17 protein-coding genes are annotated in these 18,049 nt (G+C 68.5%); 9 read left to right on the forward strand and 8 right to left on the reverse strand.

The annotated features are described in order from the left end of the window. Positions 1-207: 207 nt before the first annotated feature. A complete protein-coding gene (locus MKL20_RS22245) occupies positions 208-2,781 on the forward strand; it encodes a TonB-dependent receptor (RefSeq protein WP_244038484.1) in 2,574 nt (857 codons plus the stop codon). 217 nt (positions 2,782-2,998) lie between these two features. Beyond that, the gene (locus MKL20_RS22250; RefSeq protein WP_244038485.1) at positions 2,999-3,352 is read left to right on the forward strand and encodes a hypothetical protein; all 354 of its coding nucleotides are present in this window, start codon (positions 2,999-3,001) and stop codon (positions 3,350-3,352) included. Positions 3,353-3,394: 42 nt separating this feature from the next. Here MKL20_RS22250 and MKL20_RS22255 read toward each other — a convergent pair whose 3' ends face one another. The 4 genes from MKL20_RS22255 to MKL20_RS22270 form a co-directional block, all read right to left on the reverse strand. Continuing rightward, positions 3,395-4,915 (reverse strand): undecaprenyl-phosphate glucose phosphotransferase, encoded by a 1,521-nt coding sequence (locus MKL20_RS22255; RefSeq protein ID WP_244038486.1) that lies wholly within the window; start codon positions 4,913-4,915, stop codon positions 3,395-3,397. 418 nt (positions 4,916-5,333) lie between these two features. Then, positions 5,334-6,530 (reverse strand): glycosyltransferase family 4 protein, encoded by a 1,197-nt coding sequence (locus MKL20_RS22260; RefSeq protein ID WP_244038487.1) that lies wholly within the window; start codon positions 6,528-6,530, stop codon positions 5,334-5,336. Positions 6,531-6,659: 129 nt separating this feature from the next. After that, positions 6,660-7,343 carry a PAQR family membrane homeostasis protein TrhA gene (gene trhA, locus MKL20_RS22265; RefSeq protein WP_244038504.1) on the reverse strand — a complete coding sequence of 228 codons (684 nt, stop codon included), beginning with the start codon at positions 7,341-7,343 and terminating at the stop codon, positions 6,660-6,662. A gap of 147 nt (positions 7,344-7,490) precedes the next feature. Then, entirely contained in the window at positions 7,491-8,588 is a 1,098-nt protein-coding gene (locus tag MKL20_RS22270; RefSeq protein WP_244038505.1) for a COX15/CtaA family protein, read from the reverse strand. A 179-nt stretch (positions 8,589-8,767) separates the two neighbouring features. On the opposite strand from MKL20_RS22270, the gene MKL20_RS22275 reads away from it, so the two are divergent. From MKL20_RS22275 to MKL20_RS22290, 4 genes are all read left to right on the forward strand, one after another. Further along, positions 8,768-8,974 carry a DUF2842 domain-containing protein gene (locus tag MKL20_RS22275; protein ID WP_243972760.1) on the forward strand — a complete coding sequence of 69 codons (207 nt, stop codon included), beginning with the start codon at positions 8,768-8,770 and terminating at the stop codon, positions 8,972-8,974. Between the two features lie 81 nt (positions 8,975-9,055). Next, positions 9,056-9,391, forward strand: a complete 336-nt coding sequence (locus tag MKL20_RS22280) for a hypothetical protein (RefSeq protein ID WP_244038506.1) — start codon at positions 9,056-9,058, stop codon at positions 9,389-9,391. Positions 9,392-9,489: 98 nt separating this feature from the next. Continuing rightward, on the forward strand, positions 9,490-9,729 hold the full coding sequence (locus MKL20_RS22285; RefSeq protein WP_244038488.1) for a type II toxin-antitoxin system Phd/YefM family antitoxin: 240 nt from the start codon (positions 9,490-9,492) through the stop codon (positions 9,727-9,729). Between the two features lie 4 nt (positions 9,730-9,733). Further along, the gene (locus MKL20_RS22290) at positions 9,734-10,180 is read left to right on the forward strand and encodes a type II toxin-antitoxin system VapC family toxin (protein WP_244038489.1); all 447 of its coding nucleotides are present in this window, start codon (positions 9,734-9,736) and stop codon (positions 10,178-10,180) included. Between the two features lie 27 nt (positions 10,181-10,207). Here MKL20_RS22290 and MKL20_RS22295 read toward each other — a convergent pair whose 3' ends face one another. Continuing rightward, a complete protein-coding gene (locus MKL20_RS22295; RefSeq protein ID WP_244038490.1) occupies positions 10,208-11,269 on the reverse strand; it encodes a polysaccharide deacetylase family protein in 1,062 nt (353 codons plus the stop codon). Between the two features lie 237 nt (positions 11,270-11,506). Between MKL20_RS22295 and MKL20_RS22300 the strand changes: the two genes are divergently transcribed. Continuing rightward, a complete protein-coding gene (locus tag MKL20_RS22300; RefSeq protein ID WP_244038491.1) occupies positions 11,507-12,694 on the forward strand; it encodes a GNAT family N-acetyltransferase in 1,188 nt (395 codons plus the stop codon). 424 nt (positions 12,695-13,118) lie between these two features. On the opposite strand, the gene MKL20_RS22305 is transcribed toward MKL20_RS22300, so the two are convergent. Continuing rightward, positions 13,119-15,347, reverse strand: coding sequence for a GumC family protein (locus MKL20_RS22305; RefSeq protein WP_244038492.1), 2,229 nt, complete (start codon positions 15,345-15,347; stop codon positions 13,119-13,121). A gap of 187 nt (positions 15,348-15,534) precedes the next feature. Here MKL20_RS22305 and MKL20_RS22310 point away from each other — a divergent pair, with 187 nt between their 5' ends. Continuing rightward, positions 15,535-16,113, forward strand: a complete 579-nt coding sequence (locus MKL20_RS22310) for a polysaccharide biosynthesis/export family protein (RefSeq protein WP_243972756.1) — start codon at positions 15,535-15,537, stop codon at positions 16,111-16,113. Between the two features lie 231 nt (positions 16,114-16,344). Here the strand turns inward: MKL20_RS22310 and MKL20_RS22315 are convergent, their stop codons facing one another. Together MKL20_RS22315 and MKL20_RS22320 are read right to left on the reverse strand one after the other, a co-directional pair. Then, a complete protein-coding gene (locus MKL20_RS22315; protein WP_244038493.1) occupies positions 16,345-16,980 on the reverse strand; it encodes a hypothetical protein in 636 nt (211 codons plus the stop codon). A 302-nt stretch (positions 16,981-17,282) separates the two neighbouring features. Next, entirely contained in the window at positions 17,283-17,531 is a 249-nt protein-coding gene (locus MKL20_RS22320; protein WP_243940950.1) for a hypothetical protein, read from the reverse strand. 269 nt (positions 17,532-17,800) lie between these two features. Between MKL20_RS22320 and MKL20_RS22325 the strand changes: the two genes are divergently transcribed. Next, positions 17,801-18,016, forward strand: coding sequence for a hypothetical protein (locus MKL20_RS22325; protein ID WP_007563892.1), 216 nt, complete (start codon positions 17,801-17,803; stop codon positions 18,014-18,016). Positions 18,017-18,049: the final 33 nt, after the last annotated feature.

Below are 18,049 nucleotides of genomic sequence, written 5' to 3' on the forward strand. Positions count from 1 at the left end.
TTGCCAAATACTCCTTAAGTCTCTGAAATCGTTGTCAAAACTGTTGCTGTTAAATCACGTGGTGCAGCGTTCGAGTTCGGTATTTCCGAAAGGTTGCTGAAACAGGGCCTGCGTGGTTTCAGATCAATTGTGTCCTTTTCCTTCACCCGCCAAGAGTGTCCGCAAGCTCGGCAGAAACGAGCGTGGGTTCACGGCAAGGGGTTTGGGATGTCATTGAGGGCGCTTCGGAGCAGCCTGGTCGCGTCGGCGTCGGTCCTGGGGGGGGCGATGCTGCCCGGCGCCGCACTGGCGCAGAATGCCGTGACCCTCGGTGAGATCAGCGTCGTCTCGACGTCGCCGGTCGGTTCGGGCGGCGGCAATTCGAGCCGCGTCCAGAACCTGAACGGCCCGGGCGGGCTGGAGCCCGCAGGTTCGGCGCTGCCGCCGATCGGCCCGGTCCGCCTGCGGGGCAGCGAGCAGCCGCTCTACAAGATCCCGAGCACCGTCGAGACCGTCACGGCGAGCGACATCACGGTCGACCGCGGCACCGACAACGTCGTCGCGACGCTCGCCCGGCGCACGCCCGGCCTGAACCTGTCCGACTCGCAGGGCAACTCGAACCGGCCCGACGTGACCTATCGCGGCTTCACCGCCTCGCCGGTCCAGGGCGTGCCGCAGGGGCTCGCCGTCTACCAGAACGGCGTGCGCATCAACGAAGCCTTCGGCGACATCGTCAACTTCGACCTGATCCCGCCGCAGGCGATTCAGCGGATCGACGTCGTCACCGGCAACCCGGTCTTCGGCCTCAACGCGCTGGGCGGTGCGATCAACATCCAGATGAAGAACGGCTTCACCTGGCAGGGCACCGAGATCACCGCCTTCGGCGGCTCGGATGCGCGCACGGCCGGGTACATCGAATACGGCAAAGTCTCCGGCCCGTGGAGCGTCTACTTCACCGGCGATGGCCTGAACGACCGCGGCTGGCGCTACGAGAGCCCGAGCACGATTGGCCGGCTCTACGGCGATATCGGCTACCGCTCGCAGGATTCGGAATTCCACCTGATCGGGCTCGCCGCCCGCAGCTTCTTCGGCGCCGCCGCCGCCACGCCCGTGGACTTCTCGCACCGCGACCCGCGGGCGATCTTCACCTACCCGCAGACCACCACCACCGAGGTCGGCACGATCCAGCTCACCGGCCGGGTCGACGTGTCGCCGACCTGGGATCTGGCCGGTAACGCCTATTTCCGCCGCTTCAGCCAGACCTACGTCGACGGCAACGACGGCAACTTCGAGAATTGCAGCACCCGCTCCAGCTTCCGCGGCAACCTCTGTTTCGAGGATGACGGCTTCACGCGGGCGCCCGGTCAGACCGACCAGGCCTTCCGCAATCAGTTCCTGATCCTGGGCCAGCAGAACCAGCGCGTCCCGTTCCGGGCCGGCATCCCGTACGGCACCCTCGACGTGACCAACACCGAGGCCACGGGCTTCGGCGGCTCGCTGCAGGCGGCCAACCGCGACCGGGTGTTCGGCCTGCCCAACACCTTCGTGGTCGGCGGCAGCATCGACGCCGCGAACTACTCGTTCAAGTCGTCCAGCACCCTCGGCGTGATCAACCCGAACCTGTCGATCACCACCGACCCGAACAACCCGTATTACGGCACCATCCCGGGCCTCGGCACGACGCAGCTGCGGACCGCCGGCGCGCTCGGCATCGCGCCGAGTTCGGTCAACGGTTCGAACCTCTATATGGGCCTCTACACCCTCGACACCCTCGACGTGACCGACCGGCTGTCGCTCACCGCCGGCGCGCGGCTCAACTTCGCCCGCATCCAGAGCGAGGATCTCACCGGCTTCTCGCCGGACGTGACCGGCACGCACTACTTCAACAAGATCAACCCGGTCGCCGGCCTGACCTACCGCTTCACCGACGCGGTCAACCTCTACGGCAGCTACTCGGAATCGAACCGCGCGCCGACGCCGCTGGAACTGGCCTGCGCCAACCCGGACCGGCCGTGCCTGCTGCCGAATTCCTTGGTGGCCGATCCGCCGCTCAAGCAGGTGACTGGGCGGACCTACGAGGTCGGCTTCCGCGGCCAGCTGCCGAACACCTATGACGGCGGCGTCATCACCTACAAGATCGGCGCCTTCCGCACCGACCTGACGAACGACATCCTGTCGCTCGCGACACCGGGCAACACCGCCCGCGCATACTTCGTGAACGTGCCAGCGACCCAGCGCCAGGGCATCGAGGTCGGCAGCGAGTACACGGCCGATTACCTGCGGGTCTACGCCAACTACGCCCTGATCGACGCCACCTTCCAGTTCAACGGCACCCTGTCCTCGCCCAACAACCCGCTCGCGGATGACGGGGCGATCAATGTCCGCAAGGGCAACGTCGTGCCGCTGGTGCCGACGCACCAGTTCAAGGCCGGGTTCGACTACTTCCTCACCCCGAACTGGCAGGTCGGCCTCTACCTCCAGGCGTTCTCGTCGTCCTACTACCGCGGCGACGAATCGAACCTGAACCGCAAACTGCCGCCCTACTATGTGATGAACTTCCAGACGAAGTATCAGGTCACCAAGAACCTGGAAGTGTTCGGGCTGGTCACCAACCTGACCAACAACCGCTACGCCACCTTCGGCACCTTCGCCGAGCCGGGCGCGGTGGCCGGCAACCTGCGGATCAGCGACCCGCGGACCACGACCCTGGCGCAGCCGCTCTCGATCTATGGCGGCATCCGCTACGCCTTCGGCGCCGACCCAGTGCCGATGTCGGCAGAGCCGATCATCCGCAAGTACTGAGACGCGAACGCGGTTCTGAAAGCAGGGCGTTCCGCGCGGTCTTAGGACCGGGCGGGGCGCCCTTCGCGTTTTCGGCTCTCGCGGTGCAACGCCGTGCGGCCTCACGTCTCAGGAACGGGGTTCGGCGCCCCGCGTCTCTTCCGGGAGCCACAGACGCCTCGGCCGATCCAGACGATCGCAGCCGGGCACGCCCTGAACGTTACGGAGACACGCCTCGATGATGATGAGATTCGCGCTCGCAGCCCTGGCCCTCGCCGCCGCGACGCCCGCCTGGGCGACCCCGTGCGCCGACGAGGTGTCCACGCTGCAGAAGCGCCTGGACAGCGCGGGTGCCGCCTCGGTGACGGGCACGACGCCACCCGGCGGCACGACCTCGTCGCATTCCGACAAGGCGCTCGCGACCCCGCCGGCCCTGACCAAGAGCGATGCCGACGTGAAGCCTACGGCCTCGGGCGTCGACGAGGCCAAGAAGCTCGTCGCCAAGGCTGCGGCGGAGGACAGGGCTGGCAACGCCGAGGCCTGCCGCAACACGATCATGCAGGCGAAGGAAAAGGCCGGCGCTTTGCCGTAGGGCCCGACCGGGTCGGCGACCGTAAGGCGCCGACCCCAACGCTCAATACGCGTTCTCGGTCTTGAACAACGCGAACGGCGTCGTCATCAGAATTTGCAGGTCGAGCAGAACTGACCAATTCTCGATGTAAAATAAATCGTGCTCGACGCGCCGTTGCAGCTTCTCCGACGTGTCGGTCTCGCCGCGCCAGCCATTGACCTGGGCCCAGCCGGTGATGCCGGGCTTGACCTTGTGGCGGGCAAAATAGCCGTCGACCACCTGATCATACAGGGTGTTGGCCGCCTTGGCCTGCAGCGCGTGCGGGCGCGGGCCGACCAGTGACAGGTCGCCCTTCAGGACGTTCAACAGCTGCGGCAGCTCGTCCAGCGAAGTCTTGCGGATGAAGCGCCCGACCGGCGTCACACGGGGATCGCCGCGGGTGACCATTTTGGCAGCGCCGGCATCGCACTGATCGACATACATCGACCGAAACTTGAACACCTCGATCAGCTCGTTGTTGAAGCCGTGGCGCTTCTGCCGGAACAGCACCGGCCCGCGCGAGGTCAAGCGGACGGCGAGCGCCACCGCGATCATGAGCGGCGACAGCGCCAGCAGCATCATCAGGCCGACGCAACGGTCGAACACAGCCTTCATCACCACGTCCCAGTCCGCGATCGGCCGGTCGAACACGTCGAGGACCGGCACCGAGCCGAGATACGAGTAGCTCCGCGGGCGCAACCGCAGCTTGGCGGCGTGGGCCGAGAGGCGGATGTCGATCGGCAGCACCCAGAGCTTGGCGAGCATCTGGAGGATTCGGGCCTCGGCGGTGATCGGGATCGTGAACACGATCAGGTCGATCCGCGCATGCCGGGCATAGGCGACGAGGTCGTCGACATTGCCGAGCTTCGGATATCCGGCCACCACGTTGGAGGATCGATCGGCGTTGCGGTCGTCGAACACGCCGACGATGCGGATGCCGCTCTCGCTCTGGGTTTCGAGGGCGGCGATCAGGTCCTCGGCCGGCTTGCCGCCGCCGACGATGGCGGTGCGGCGATCGAAGCGGCCGGCCCGGGTCTGCTTGTCGATGATCCGGGACAGGGCGAAGCGTCCGGTCAGCAACGCGGCGAGGCCGGTGCCGTAGAACGTCCCGAGCCACAGGCGCGAATAATGGTCGGCGACCTTAGCGAGCACCAGCATCGCGGCGACCATCAGGAAGGTCATCGACCAGGCCGCGATCAGCCGGATCGCCGCTTTGGCGAAGGTCCGGAAGGCCGAGATTCGGTAGCCGCCCGAGGCCTGGATCAGCGCGACGGAGAGACCGGACACGAGCCCGATGACGCCGGCATAGGTCAGCCCGAACGGCACCCGGCCGCGCAACATCAGCAGATGCAGCAGCGCGCCAAGGGCGAAGATCAGGGCGAATTCGAGCGCCCGTACCAGCCCGGCCACCACCACCGGCGAAATCGCCGCCGGGCCTGGCGCAAGCGTCTCGGCCCGCTGACCCACGTCGCCGCGAGCGGCAGCCGCCTGCCCGTCGAGAGGTCCGGCGGCCTCGAGAAGATCGCGGATATCGAACGCGCTCATCGATCGGCTCCTCCCGGGCGAGTGGCCGGGCCTCACGTCACATCATCTGTTTCCGAAGACCGGAAACTGCCTTTCAGCATGATGCTCTGGGCCGGGACCCTCGCACGAGGCATCGTATAAAAGCTTAAACACGCACCCGACCGTGTGTACTTGGTCGATCGCGGGCTCATGGCTCGTGTCACATTCGCGTGGTTCTGGCGCGAGAGCATGTTCGACCGTTCCCATCCCCGCCCTCATCCTGAGGCGACGGAGCGCAGCGGAGGCCTCGAAGGAGCCCTCCAGCCGGCCGCGCGCTCCCTGGAGGGCTCCTTCGAGGCCCAGCGATCTTCGATCGCCGGACACCACAGGATGAGGGGTGGGGGATGGGCTTTCCGTCTGTCGGAACACCCACCCGCGGGAAAACTGGGCCACAATAATGCTATGCCGTGCGCGCCTGCGCGACCTTGCGCGTCTCGACGCTGAGACGCTCCGCGCGGGCCTGGAACGCCGCTGCGTAACCCGACACGACATCGGCGCCCATCCGCTCCAGCGAGAAGCGCTGGTGGATGGACTCGCTCAGCGCCCGCACCCGCGCGTTCAGGACGTCCGGGGCTTCGTCGAGCACCCGGCGGATCGCGCCGGCGAGGGCGCCGGCATCGCGGGACGGGACGAGGTCGTCCGCTGCCGGCCCGAAAATCTCCGGGATGCCGCCGACCCGGGTGGCGACCAGGGGCTGCGACGCGGCCGCGGCCTCGAGCACGACGTAGGGCAGCGATTCCGCCAGCGACGGGACGACCAGGATCCGGCCCCGGGCCAGGACCGACCGGATCGCCTGAGGCGGCTCGAAGGCGGCCACGTCCGACAGGCCGAGCCGCTGGACCATGCTGCGCAGGCTCTCGGAATCCGGGCCGGATCCGACCATCAGCAGGCGCAAGGGCCGGCCCTCGGCGCGGAGCCGGACCAGGGCTTCGAGCAGGTAGGGCAGGCCCTTCGCCTCGCGCAGCTCGCCGACATAGAGCAGGTCGGCGGCATCCTCGGCGAGCGGGACCGGGGCGAATTCGGATTCGGCGATGCCGTTATGGACGATCCGGGTCACCTGCTCGGGCCCGCCGACGAAGGCCCGGTGCCGGCCGGCGACGTACTCGCTCTCGAACAGGAACGCATCGGTCCGGCGGGCGAGCACGGCCTCGGCGGCCATGTAGGTCCGATGGAGCGCGCTGCCCGGCCGATAATTGTAGCTGCCGCCGTGCGGGGTGTAAGCCCGGATCGCCGTTGCCGAGGCGAGGCGGGCGTAGGCGCCGCCCTTGGCCCCGTGCCCGTGGAGCACGGTGGCGCCGACGGCATCGGCCCGGCGGGCGACGGTCCGCAAGCAGGTCCAGTCCGACAGGTGCGGATTGCGTCGCATCGGAATCCGGAGGAGGCCGAGCTCCAGGCAAGTGCTGAGCTCGGCCAGGGCGCGCGCACCGCGCTCGCCGCCGGTGGATGCGTCGCAGACGATCCCGACCGCGTGACCCGCCGCCACCTGGAGGCGGGCGAGGTCCATGACGTGCCGGAACAGGCCGCCGACCGGTGCACGGAACACGTGCAGGATACGGTGACGCTGAGGGATTCGGGTGTCGCTCGGCTTCACAGCCACGGTATCACTCCCGGGAATAACAGTCCCGAGAATGTGGTGCATTGACCGTCGCAGTAAACTTAAACAGCGCTCGGCTCGATTGGCCTTTTCATCGAAAAGGTAAGCGGAGTTTTACTGCTGTGGATCAATTCACGTCAGTGGCAAACCGTTGAGGCTGGCCCAGATCGTGCCGTAATGGCACGCCGTGGCGGCAAGCACGAAGCCGTGCCAGATCGCGTTCTGGAACGGCAGGGTCCGCCAGACGTGGAACAGCACGCCGACCGAATAGAGCAGGCCTCCGATCGCCAGCAGCCACAGGGCGGTCGGCTGCAGGGCGGCGATGACCGATTCGTAGGCGAGCAAACCGCTCCAGCCGAGCAGGAGGTAAAGGGCGATGGACAGCCGATCGTACCGGCCGGGCAGGAACAGCTTCACCGCAATGCCCACCAGGGCGACCAGCCAGATCACCGCCAGCAGCAGGTAGGCGCGGATCCCTGAGCCCACTAACGCCACGAGCGGTGTGTAGGTCCCGGCGATCATCAGGTAGATCAGCGCATGGTCGGCTCGACGCAGGAGCCATTTCCGTGGGCTGACCGGATAGAGGTTGTAGACCGCGGAGACGCCGAGCATCAGCACCAGGGCGGTGGCGTAGAGGACCACCGCGGCCCGCTCGCCGAGGCCGAGATGCGCCGTGAGCGCCGTGGCCACCAGCGCGACCGCGCCGGCCAAGCCGAGGACGACCCCGAGACCATGGATCACACCGTCCGCCACGATCTCGCGGGGCGTGTAATGCCACGTCAGGGTCAGCGGGCGACCATCCTCCGCGAGAGACATCATGAAGCCTCCTGCTACGCCTGCAGCCTAAAGCTTAAGAGCGCTCAGTCGTTCCCTATGCAAAGTGCTGACGCGGAGATTATCCCAAGGTTCTATTGCAGCGTGGTAAAAGTCTTGTTGGGCGTGGCTGTCTCGCCGCACCCGGTTTCAGGCGCCGCGTCCTGCCAAGCCCTCGAAGCCGAGAGCGGGCTCCGTGGCTGAAAGCCGGACGCGACCGGTGCCGCGGCTCAGCCGCGCGTGCACCACCGCCATAGTCAGCACGGCCATCGCCAGGATCTGATGCGCCAGGGCCGCCCAGAGCGGGACCGCCAGCAACAGCGTGGCGATGCCGAGCCCGGCCTGGGCCAGGGCCAGGGCGGCGACGCCGCCGGCCCGCCCGGCCGCGCCGGCCGAACCGGTGATCCGGGCGTCGACCGCGTGCAGGAGCGCGACGACGACGAGCAGGTAGGCGGTCACCCGGTGGTCGAACTGGACCAGGGCGTGGTTGTCGACGAAATTCTCGATCCAGGGTTGGATCGCGAACAGGCTGTCCACCGGCGGGACCAGGACGCCGTCCATGCCGGGCCAGGTGTTGTAGACCAGCCCGGCATGCGACCCGGCGACGAGGCCACCGAGGAAGATCTGCACAAGAACCAGGGCCGGCAGCGCGGCCGCGACGAAGCGGATGCGATCCGGTGCGGGTTCGGCCGTGTCGTTGCGCTGACCGGCCGCCAGCCAGACGAGCCCAGCCAGGATCAAGCTCGCCGTCGTCAGGTGCAGGGCGAGCTTCAGCGGCGCCACCGCGGTCATGCCGGGCTGGAGGCCGGACGCGACCATGATCCAGCCGATCGCGCCCTGGAATCCGCCGAGGATGCCGAGGCCGAGCAATCCGAGCCCGAGGCGCCGGCCGATCATGCCGCGCCACCAGAACACGACCAGTGGCAGGAAGAACACCAGGCCGATCAGCCGCCCGAGGACGCGGTGGCCCCATTCCCAGCCGTACAGCACCTTGAACGACGACAACCCCATCCCCTGGTTGAGGATGGTGTATTGCGGCGTGTCCTTGTACTTGGCGAATTCCGTGGCCCAGTCCGCCTCGGACAGGGGCGGCACGATCCCGGTCACGGGACGCCACTCGGTGATCGACAGGCCGGACCCGGTCAGGCGGGTCGCACCTCCGACCGCCACCATGGCGACCACCAGGGCGGCCACCAGGTACAGCCATGCCCGCACAGCTCCCGATCGCGGGTCGCCCGAGACTGTCATCACCACGCGTATCCCTTCCGCGGTTGCCGGGATGTCCCCGCCTGCAGTGGCGTTAGGGGAAGCGCGGGATGCGGGCAACGTCGGCGCTGCCGCAGCCCGCGGCAGAGCGCGCGTTGCCAACCGGAGCCGCGGGCGATAGCCCTCTCACCGCAGGGAGAGACGAGGCTGTGGGAATCATGATGCGCCGCCGCACCCGCACGTTGATCGGCACGGTCGGGATGCTGGCCTTCGTCTGCCTGTACGGGCCGCTGGCAATGGCGCTGGCCGACAGCCGCATCGCCGAGACTCCGGCGGCGATCCAGGCCGTACTCTACTCGATCCTTGGAATCGCGTGGATCTTTCCCCTGATGCCGCTGATCCGCTGGATGGAGCGTCCGGACCGGTAGCGGGACCCCTCGATTTTGCCGCACTCGGGCGCCAGAAGCCTCCGAACCGAGTTCGAGACCCCGTTCGTGTATCGCTTGCCCATGCGCCTCAAGCATCTGGCCGCACTCGCCGTGCTGCTCGCGCCGTGCTCCGCCCTCGCGCAGGGCACGCCGCGTTCCATCGGGGAGTGCGAGCGGCTGAAGAACGACCTGGCCTACAACCAGTGCCTGGCGATGTTCGGACCGGCGGCCAAGAACGTCGCGGGCGGCTACGCCTCGGCCGACGCGGCCGCCGCCCCGGCGCTGGCCGAGGCCTTGCCCCAGGCGGACGAAGCCGTCGAGGCCGCGACCAGCCGCCGGGGCCGATACCGGTCCCGGCGCGGCGGCCGGCAATACGCGTCCTTTTCGACGAACTATCGGCACCGTCGGCGGCGTTGAGGCTTGCGGGGTCGATACGACGGCGGCGCTCGACGTGCCGCCATTGCCGTAGCCCCCTGCGATCCCTACTGTGACTACACTGGTCACGGAGAGGTGCGATGCAGGAGATCCAGCTTCGCGATGCCAAGGCGACGTTGTCGGCTGTCATCGATCAGGCCAAGCAGGGCCAGCCGTCGATCATCACGCGACATGGCCGACCGGAGGCCGTGCTGCTGAGCTTCGAGGAGTGGCAGAGACTTTCGCAGGTCCCGTCTTTCGGACGCCTCATCTTGGCTGCGCCGCTAACGGCAGAGGATCTGCCCTCATACACGGGCGGTCTCAGAAGTCCTGAGCTCTGATGCCGTGTACCTCGTCGATACCAACGTCCTTTCGGCCGGCGCGCCGACCAAGGCCGTTCCAGCGGCTGACCTGATCGCCTGGATGGACCGGAACAGTGCCGGTCTCTTTCTCTCAGTGGTCACCATTGCCGAGATCGAGGACGGCATCGCCAAAAGCCGCCGGGAAGGCGCGTCGCGCAAGGCGCACCGCCTTTCGGACTGGCTGGAGACGCTGTTGCACCTCTATGGCGGGCAGGTGCTGCCGATCGATCTCGCCGTCGCGCGCCACATCGGTCGTCTGGCCGACGTGGCGCGCGGACAGGGACATGCGCCCGGCTTGGCCGATCTTGCGATCGCGGCCACGGCTCAGTGCCATGGCTGGACGATCCTGACCCGAAACGGCCGGCATTTCAGGCCCCTCGGCGTTCCGGCCCACGATCCCTTCGAGACTCTGCCGGCCGATGTGACCTGAGCGGGGCTCGGGCTCCGGCAAAAAGCGTCAGGCGACGTTGAGCCGCCGGCCCCGGTTCCAGGCCAGGAACGGTACCCCGGATAGCAACCCCGCCAACGCCGCGCGCGATTGATGGCAGCCGTTGATCGAGACGCGCGGCAAGGCGTGCAGGTGGCCGGCATGCTCGGCAAAGAGATGCCCGGGCCGGGTCGTCACGGCGGTGGCGAACCCATGCTCCTGCGCCAGAGCGAATTCCCGGGGGCCGGCCGAGGTCGAGTCGCCGACCGGGTAAGAGAGGTGCCGCACGGGCCGGCCGAGTTCGGCTTCGATGCGAGCGCGGCCCGCGGCGATCTCGCGCGTGGCGGTGGCCGCGTCGTGCTTGGCGAGCATCGGGTGGCTAACCGTGTGGGCGCCGATGGTCACCGCCGGGTCCCGGGCCAGATCGCGCAGCTCGGCCCAGGACAGGCACAGCTCGGATGCGATTGCACCCGGCGCGAAGCCCGCCTGTCGGCACAGATCGGCGATCCGGTCCAGCAGGTCGGCCTCGCTCCCGCGGCGCAGGTCGCGGTAGAGCGCCTCGAAGGCCAGCGCCTTCTCCTGGGGGCTGCGGGCCGGCAGGTCGAGGCTACGCCCATGGATGTCGATCCGCACCCGGTCGAGCCGCGCGATCGCCCGCTCAAGCTCGATCCACCACAGGCGGCCGCCCTGGTCGGCGAAACTGCTCGTCACGAACAGGGTCCAGGGCACGCCGTGGCGTTGCAGCACCGGGCGGGCATGCTCGACATTGTCGCGATAGCCGTCATCAAACGTCAGGACCGCGAAGGGCGGCTCGTATCCCGGCGCGGCGAGCCGGTCCGGCACGGCATCGAGGCCGATGATCTCGAAGCCGCGGGCATCGAGCTCGCGCAGGGTCTGGTCGAGGAAGTCCGGCGTGACGCTGAGCAGCCGGTTCGGCGCGAAGGCCGGGACGGGATCGGGGCTGACATGGTGGAAGGTCAGGATCACCCCGAGGCCGCGTGCGGCGGGCGCCAGCCAGCGATCGGCGCCGAGCGCCTGAATCGCGCGGAAGCCGGATGCGAACACCCGATGCTTGGCCCGCGAGGAGATCATGGCTTCGACCCATTCGGGCCGCGCGGCCCTGGCTGAACAGCCATCACCCGCCGCGGTAAAGAAAGCTGAAAGCCGCGCCCGGTCTGTAGTTCAGCCGGAAGATTGTATTAGCCAAAGTCGCGATTTACAGGGCCACGCGGGCAGGCAACATCGTCGAAGTCACCGACCATTCAGTGCATGCCCAGCAAGGTCGGCTTTCGGCTTCGGGCGCGGCCCGACGCAGCGGGAGATTCGGGTATGGCGACCGGCGTCCAGGTGGCGGGAACGGACATGATCGGTGCGCGCGCGTCCGGAACCCTGACCGCGGAGGTGTTCTCAGATCTCGCGGCGGTGGAGGCCCTGTGGCGGCGGCTCGAATCCGATCCGGCGAGCCTGCACACACCCTATCAGCGGTTCGACTGGATCGCCGCCTATCTGCGGGCGACCGGCACCGAGGCCGAGGCCCGCATCGTCGTCTTGCGGGATGTGGAGGGCCGCCCTCGGATCCTGCTGCCGCTGGTGCTCGCGCGGACCTTCGGGCTCACCGTGGCGCGGATCGTCGGCGACACGCATGCGAACTACCACATGCCGCTCTTCGCCACCCGGGACGCGGCAGCGATTTCCCCCGGCGAGGTGACCGCCGCCCTGATCCGCGCCGGGCGGCCGGCCGGCATCGACGTCTACGCGTTGCGGCATCAGCCCCGCATGTGGGAGGGCGCGGCCAACCCCCTTGCCGAAGGCGGCGAGCCCGAGGCCAGCGACGCCTACGGGCTGATGCTCGGGCCCGATCCCGAGGCGACGGTGCGCCGCGTGTTCAGCGCCGATGCCCGCAAAAAGCTGCGCTCGAAGGAGAAGCGCCTGATCGAGGCCAAGGGCGCCTTGGCGTATCGCCGGGCCGAGACGCCCGAGGAGGCAGCCCGGTATCTCGCGGCATTCTTCGCCCACAAGGCGGTGCGGTTCGCCGGGATGGGCGTCGCCGACCCCTACGCCGCCGAGCCGATCCGCCGGTTCCTGACCGCAGCCGCATCCGGCACCGATCCGGCGGTGGAGATCCACGCCCTCTGCCTTGCCGAGAGCGGGCGCGTGCTCGCGACCTTCGGGGGCGCCGTGAGCGATCACCGCTTCAGCGGCATGATGACGGCGTTCGATCCCGATCCGGAGGTGGCTCGCTTCAGCCCCGGCGATCTGCTGCTGCAGCACCTCGTCGCCGACCAGACCGCGCGCGGCCGGCAAAGCTTCGATCTCGGGGTCGGCGAGGCGCGCTACAAGGCCAGCATCTGCGACGAGACCATCGGGCTGGTCGAGACGATCGTGCCGGTGAGCCTGCGGGGCCGCGCCTACGGGCTGGCGCGACTTGGCCTGACCCGCACGAAGCGCCGGATCAAGCGCGACCCGCGCCTCTACGCCGCCGTTGCGCGCCTGCGGAAGCTGACGCGCAGGTCGTGAAGCCGGTTCGATGCGCGTTGCGCGGGGTCATACGAGAGGATGGGACGCGCAGTCGTCAGCGGCGGCGTTCCAACTCAACCCCCTCATCCTGAGGCGGCGGAGCGAAGCGGAGACCTCGAAGGAGGCCTCCAGCTGGCCGCGCGATCCCTGGAGGGCTCCTTCGAGGCTGCTGCGCAGCACCGCAGGATGAGGGCTACGATGTTCACACCTCGGCTTGCAAAGTCCGCCACGCGCCCCCTCTCCCGTGCGGGAGAGGGTTGGGGTGAGGGACCAGGGTTTTCCGGAAAGCGCGCATCCCTCACCCTGTCCCTCTCCCGCACGGGAGAGGGGACCCGCGCCACATCCGCGAATGTATGAATCTGATAGGGATGGGGGGGATAGAGCCTGTGGCCTCGGGCCCGGGCTCGCTCGGCGCGCGCTCGTTTCAAGCGGCGTTAAGCCGGAGTTCCGGAGTTGACCGGTCGCCCACCGCGTCGTGCTCGGCCGAACGGTCCTGCGCGACCAGAACCTGCCCGGCGCCCGAATCCTCCGCGATGGCGTAGAGGTCGGCCAGGGCCGGATCCTTGGCGGAGGCGTTCGAGGCGATGATCACGCTGTCCATGTAGCCGGCCGCCAGTTCGAGCAGATCGACGGCGCCCGGAGCGGCGTGCAGCCGGCAGACCACCCAATCATAGGCTTCCGCCAGGGCCTCGAAGGTCAGGGTGAGGGCGTCCGGCTCGGCGAACAGCACGGAGGCGTCGGCGCGGCCGGCCTCGATCCGGTGCAGAGTGCTGCCGGGCGCCGGCTGGATCACGTCGAGGAAAGCGGCGTCTCCCGCCACGAGATCGGTGAAGCCGAGATCGGCGCCGGCGCCGTTCAGATCGACGGTGACGAGGCTGGTCTTGCGACCCAGCGCGCGAACCAGCGCGTCGTGCAGGGCCTCGCCGCCGTGGGAAACCTCCGTTTCCATGACCAGCACGCGGCAGCCGGTGCGATCGCCGGGTTCGCGTGCCACGGCCGAGATCCGGGCGATCAGCGGCGCGAGGTCGTAGGCCTCCGCGGGCGCCCGCGGGGCGGCCGGCGGCGCGACCGGAGCCGCCGCGACGGTCGCCGGCTCGGCCTCGGTCGCGGCCTCGGACCAATGCGCCGGGGGCATCGCCTCCGGGAAGGCGAAGCCCGGGCGGTCCAGCTCCGGTTCGCGGCGCGCAGGCCGGTCCGCAGGATCGAGATCGGTATCCTTCTCGGTGCGGCCGGATTCGGACAGCAGCGCGCTCGCCAGCACGCCGCCGACCGCCAGCATCAGGGTCACCAACGTCGCGAAACCGATGATCGGCAGCTTCTTCGGGAAGGAGGGCACTTCCGGAGTCACGGCGCGCGAGACGATGCGGGCATCGGCGGGCGTGGCGCTCTCGCCGTCGCGGGCGGCCGCCTCGCGGTAGCGGGACAGGTAGGATTCGAGCTGCTCGCGCTGCGCCTTGGCCTCCCGCTCCAGGGCCCGGAGCTGGATCTCGCTGGCATTGCCCTTCACAACCACGTCCTGCTGGCCGTCGACGGCGGCCTGCAGGCTCTCGACCCGGGAGCCCGCGATCTTGGCATCGTTCTCCAGGGTGCGGACCACGCGCTCGGCCGAGGTCTTGATCTGGGCGTCGAGGTCTTCGAGCTGGGCGCGCAGCTCCTTGATCCGCGGATGGGCCGGCAGCAGCGTACGCGATTCCAGCGCGAGCTGGGCCCGCACGGCGATGCGGTTGTCGACGATGCGCCGGATCACCTCGTTGTTGGCGACCTCGGTGATCTCGAAGGCGCGGCCGTCCTTGATCAGGTCCTTGATCGCCTTCACCCGGCCTGCGAGGTCGGCCTTCAGGATCCGGGCCTGAGAGAGCTGGCTGGACAGCTCGCCGAGCTGCTGGGTGGTCAGCGGCTGGCCGGTGGCGCCGCCGCTGCCGACCAGGCCGTTCTTGGCCCGGAACGCCTCGACCTTCACCTCGGCCTCGGCAACGCGCTTGCGCAGGCCATCGATGTTGCCGCCGAGCCAGGAGGAAGCGTAGCGGGCGGTATCGACCTTGTCGGCCTCAAGTGAGGAAATGTAGAGCTGCGCGATGGTGTTGGCGCCCTCGGCCGCAAGCTTGGCATCCTTGGCGCGGAACTCGATCGCCAGGATCCGCGACTTGCCGGCCGGATAGACCAGCAGGTGCTCGAAATAGGAATCGAGCACCCGGTCCTCGGCCGGGCGGTCGAGCGGGTTGGCGCCGATGCCGAGCATCATCAGCACGCGCTGGACCGGGCCGATGCTGCTCGAACCGGGATCGAATTCCGGATTGCCCACGAGCTTGAGCCGGCGGATCGCCTCCCGGGCGAGGTCGCGCGACATCACCACCTGGACCTGGCTCGCCACCGCCTGCTCGTCGATCGGCGCGAGCTGGTCGGTGCGCTCCTGCGCGGTCCGGGCGAAGGCCGGATCGCGGCTCTCCAGGATCAGCTTCGCCTCGCCGGTGTAGCGCGGGCTCACCACGTTGACGAAGACGCTCGCGCCCAGCGCCACCACCAGGGTCGGCCCGACGATCCAGCCGATCGACCGGCGCAGGATCTGCGGTACCTGCGCGAGGCCGACGCCCTCCCGGGTGCTGGACCGCTGTGCGGGCACGGCGGGGAGCGAGCGCAGGCTGATACGAGACATGAGACGCTCTGAGCACGAAGGCCGACGGGACGGCACGCGGCGCCATCCGCCACTATTAGAGGTCGTTAAGGTTGCTTGAGCGTTAAGAAAGCTTGCGCCTTCGCCTATTCGGGACCGGGCACCCGGATGCTCAAGGTTCATTAACCTTAACGGCCTACACCACGGCGACTTGGCACCCATGACGGCGATGGTGATGAACCGGCGCGCTCTGTTTCTCGCTCTTGGCTCGACTCTGGCGCTCGGCGGCTGCCTGCGTCCGACCTTCCGCACCGACCAGCTCGATGCCACCGGCACCGGCTCGATCGGGGCGCGCTACCCGCTCTCGGCGGGCGACAAATTGCGGGTGATCGTGTTCGGACAGGACAACCTGTCGAACATCTACGCCGTGGATGGGGCCGGCAAGATCGCGATGCCGCTGATCGGCACCGTCCAGGTCGGCGGCCAGACCACCGGGCAGGCGGCCCGGGCGATCGAAGCCAAGCTCGCCTCCGGCTTCGTGCGCGAGCCGCACGTGACGGTCGAGGTCGACACCTACCGGCCGTTCTATATCCTCGGCGAGGTCACGACCTCCGGCCAGTACCCGTTCGTCAACGGCATGACGGTGGAGACCGCCGTGGCGATCGCCGCCGGCTTTGGGCCGCGGGCCGCCCGGGACTACGCGGTTCTGACGCGCGATACCGGGAGCGGGCTGGTCTCGGGGATCGTGCCGATGACCTACTCGGTCCGCCCCGGTGATACGATCGTCGTCAAGGAACGCTTTTTCTGAGAGCCTGTTCGGTACTGCAATCTCAGTCGCCTGCCGGTGAAGGCAGGTCGACATCCCGCCCTCTCCCTCATCCTGAGGTGCCGCAGCGAAGCGGAGGCCTCGAAGGGGACCTCCAGGGATCGCGCGGCTAGCTGGAGGGCTCCTTCGAGGGGCGCTGCGCTCGCACCTCAGGATGAGGTCGCGGGTAGGACCCTCGGGTCGAACACTGTCTTATCGGAAGCCGGCGGCCGATTACGGCGCAGTTTTCCAAACGTTGATCACCCGCATCGCGGCCTGTTGCGACGGGATCGGGGTGGCCATCGGCGGCGTGGACTGGGGTCCGCGCGCCACGACCCGACGGGCCTCGTTCGCGGGCGATGCACCGACCGGCGTGAACAGCCCGGCCAGTTGCTTGCGGGTCCCCTTGCTGACGAAGCGCGAGGTGTGGGCCGGCTCGAAATCGCGCATGGCGTGGCGCGTGTCGGGATTGCCGGTGAAGACCTTCGCTCCGGTATTCAGGACGACGATGTCTCCGGGCAGGAGCGTCTCGTCCTTCAGGAGCGCTGCGGCCGCACCGCCCTTCATGTCGATGGGCGTCTGACGGTCGCTGACTTCCGGCTCCTTGGCGCGGATCCGCACCGGGAGCGCCGCGTACCGGGTCTGGAGGCGGTGGCGGGCGCTGCCGAGCCGCGGTGTCGAGCGCCGGTAGACGGCGCGGTCGTCGAGCGCGCCCGGGGGTTGGACCTGCTGCACCGGCTGCGGCGCCGGCCGGGCGCCGAACAGCATCTCCAGGAACCCGACTTCCGCTGCCTGCGCCTGGATGATGGTTCCGGCGAGGAGCCCGGCGGCAGTGATGACGGCCAACGTGCTGCCCGTGCGAAACCTCATGACGTCCTCCGGAACCAGCGTCGCTTTCGAGCGCCCGACACTCAACCGCAAGCTGCGCGGGAGGGTTCCGGAATATTAAGGTTTCGGCGTCGAACTTCGAAGGACCACGGATGGGATGTGGTCTTCGTTCGGATCGACCGAAGATCTATTGTGCAAAACCGTTCCGGTTACACCGGTAACGGGGATCGGGCACAACCGTTATGATGCACACGCCGGCCAAACCCGCCGGCTCCTGAACGGGGCGGGGCCGCATCTGCCGAACGCGGGCCATCGCCCAACACGGTGTCGGACCAAAAAACCGCTCAGGCCGGGGCGACCTGTTCGCCCTCACCGATGCAGTCGAGGGCCCGCTCCACGGCGCCGACGGCGTCGAGGAGATGCTGAACCGTGCGCTCGACTTCGAGCGCCGGACGGCCCATCGCCGCGGCGCGGGCACTCACGTCCTCGAGCTGCTCCAGCAGGGCGAGGAGGTCGCCGGCCACGGTCACGACCTCGCAGCGGGCGAGGCGGGTGACGGTCGGGCGCGGCCGGAAGGGCAGGACGTTGCTCATCGCCGACGGTTCTGGCCCAGAAGGACCCGGATTCGCCAGGGGGAGGGGCCGTACTTCAAGCAAATGCCGGCCTCTATCCGCCGCTAACGCGTGGAAAGGTAGATTTTCCGTGGCCGCCGCGCATCGGAGGCGGCGGAATCGGTTTACGCCTCGCCGCCGGTCTTGACGGACTTGTCGCCGCCCTGACCATGCCGCAACCGACTCTTCAAACTGCGATTCGGCGGCGGATAGCAATCCCTCGCGCGGTTCGGCATCGCCCAGGATCAATCATGCGCTTTACCCTTCTCGCGGTCTCGTTCCTGGCGGTCGGCGGGCTCTGCGCCTGCAACACCGACAGCCCGGACGGGCGCAGCGGTTTGGCCGAGAGCTTCCGGCTCGACAATTACCGGGCCTCGAACGACACCAACGGCACCCAGACAAGGCGCGACGTGAACCGGGCCTACACGCAGCCGACCCTGCCTTCGATCGGCAACCGCGGGTTCTGATCCCAAGCGCTGCGTCTCAGATATGGGATCCAC

The sequence above is a fragment of the Methylobacterium sp. E-066 genome, assembly GCF_022829635.1.
In the GTDB taxonomy this organism is placed as follows: Bacteria; Pseudomonadota; Alphaproteobacteria; order Rhizobiales; family Beijerinckiaceae; genus Methylobacterium.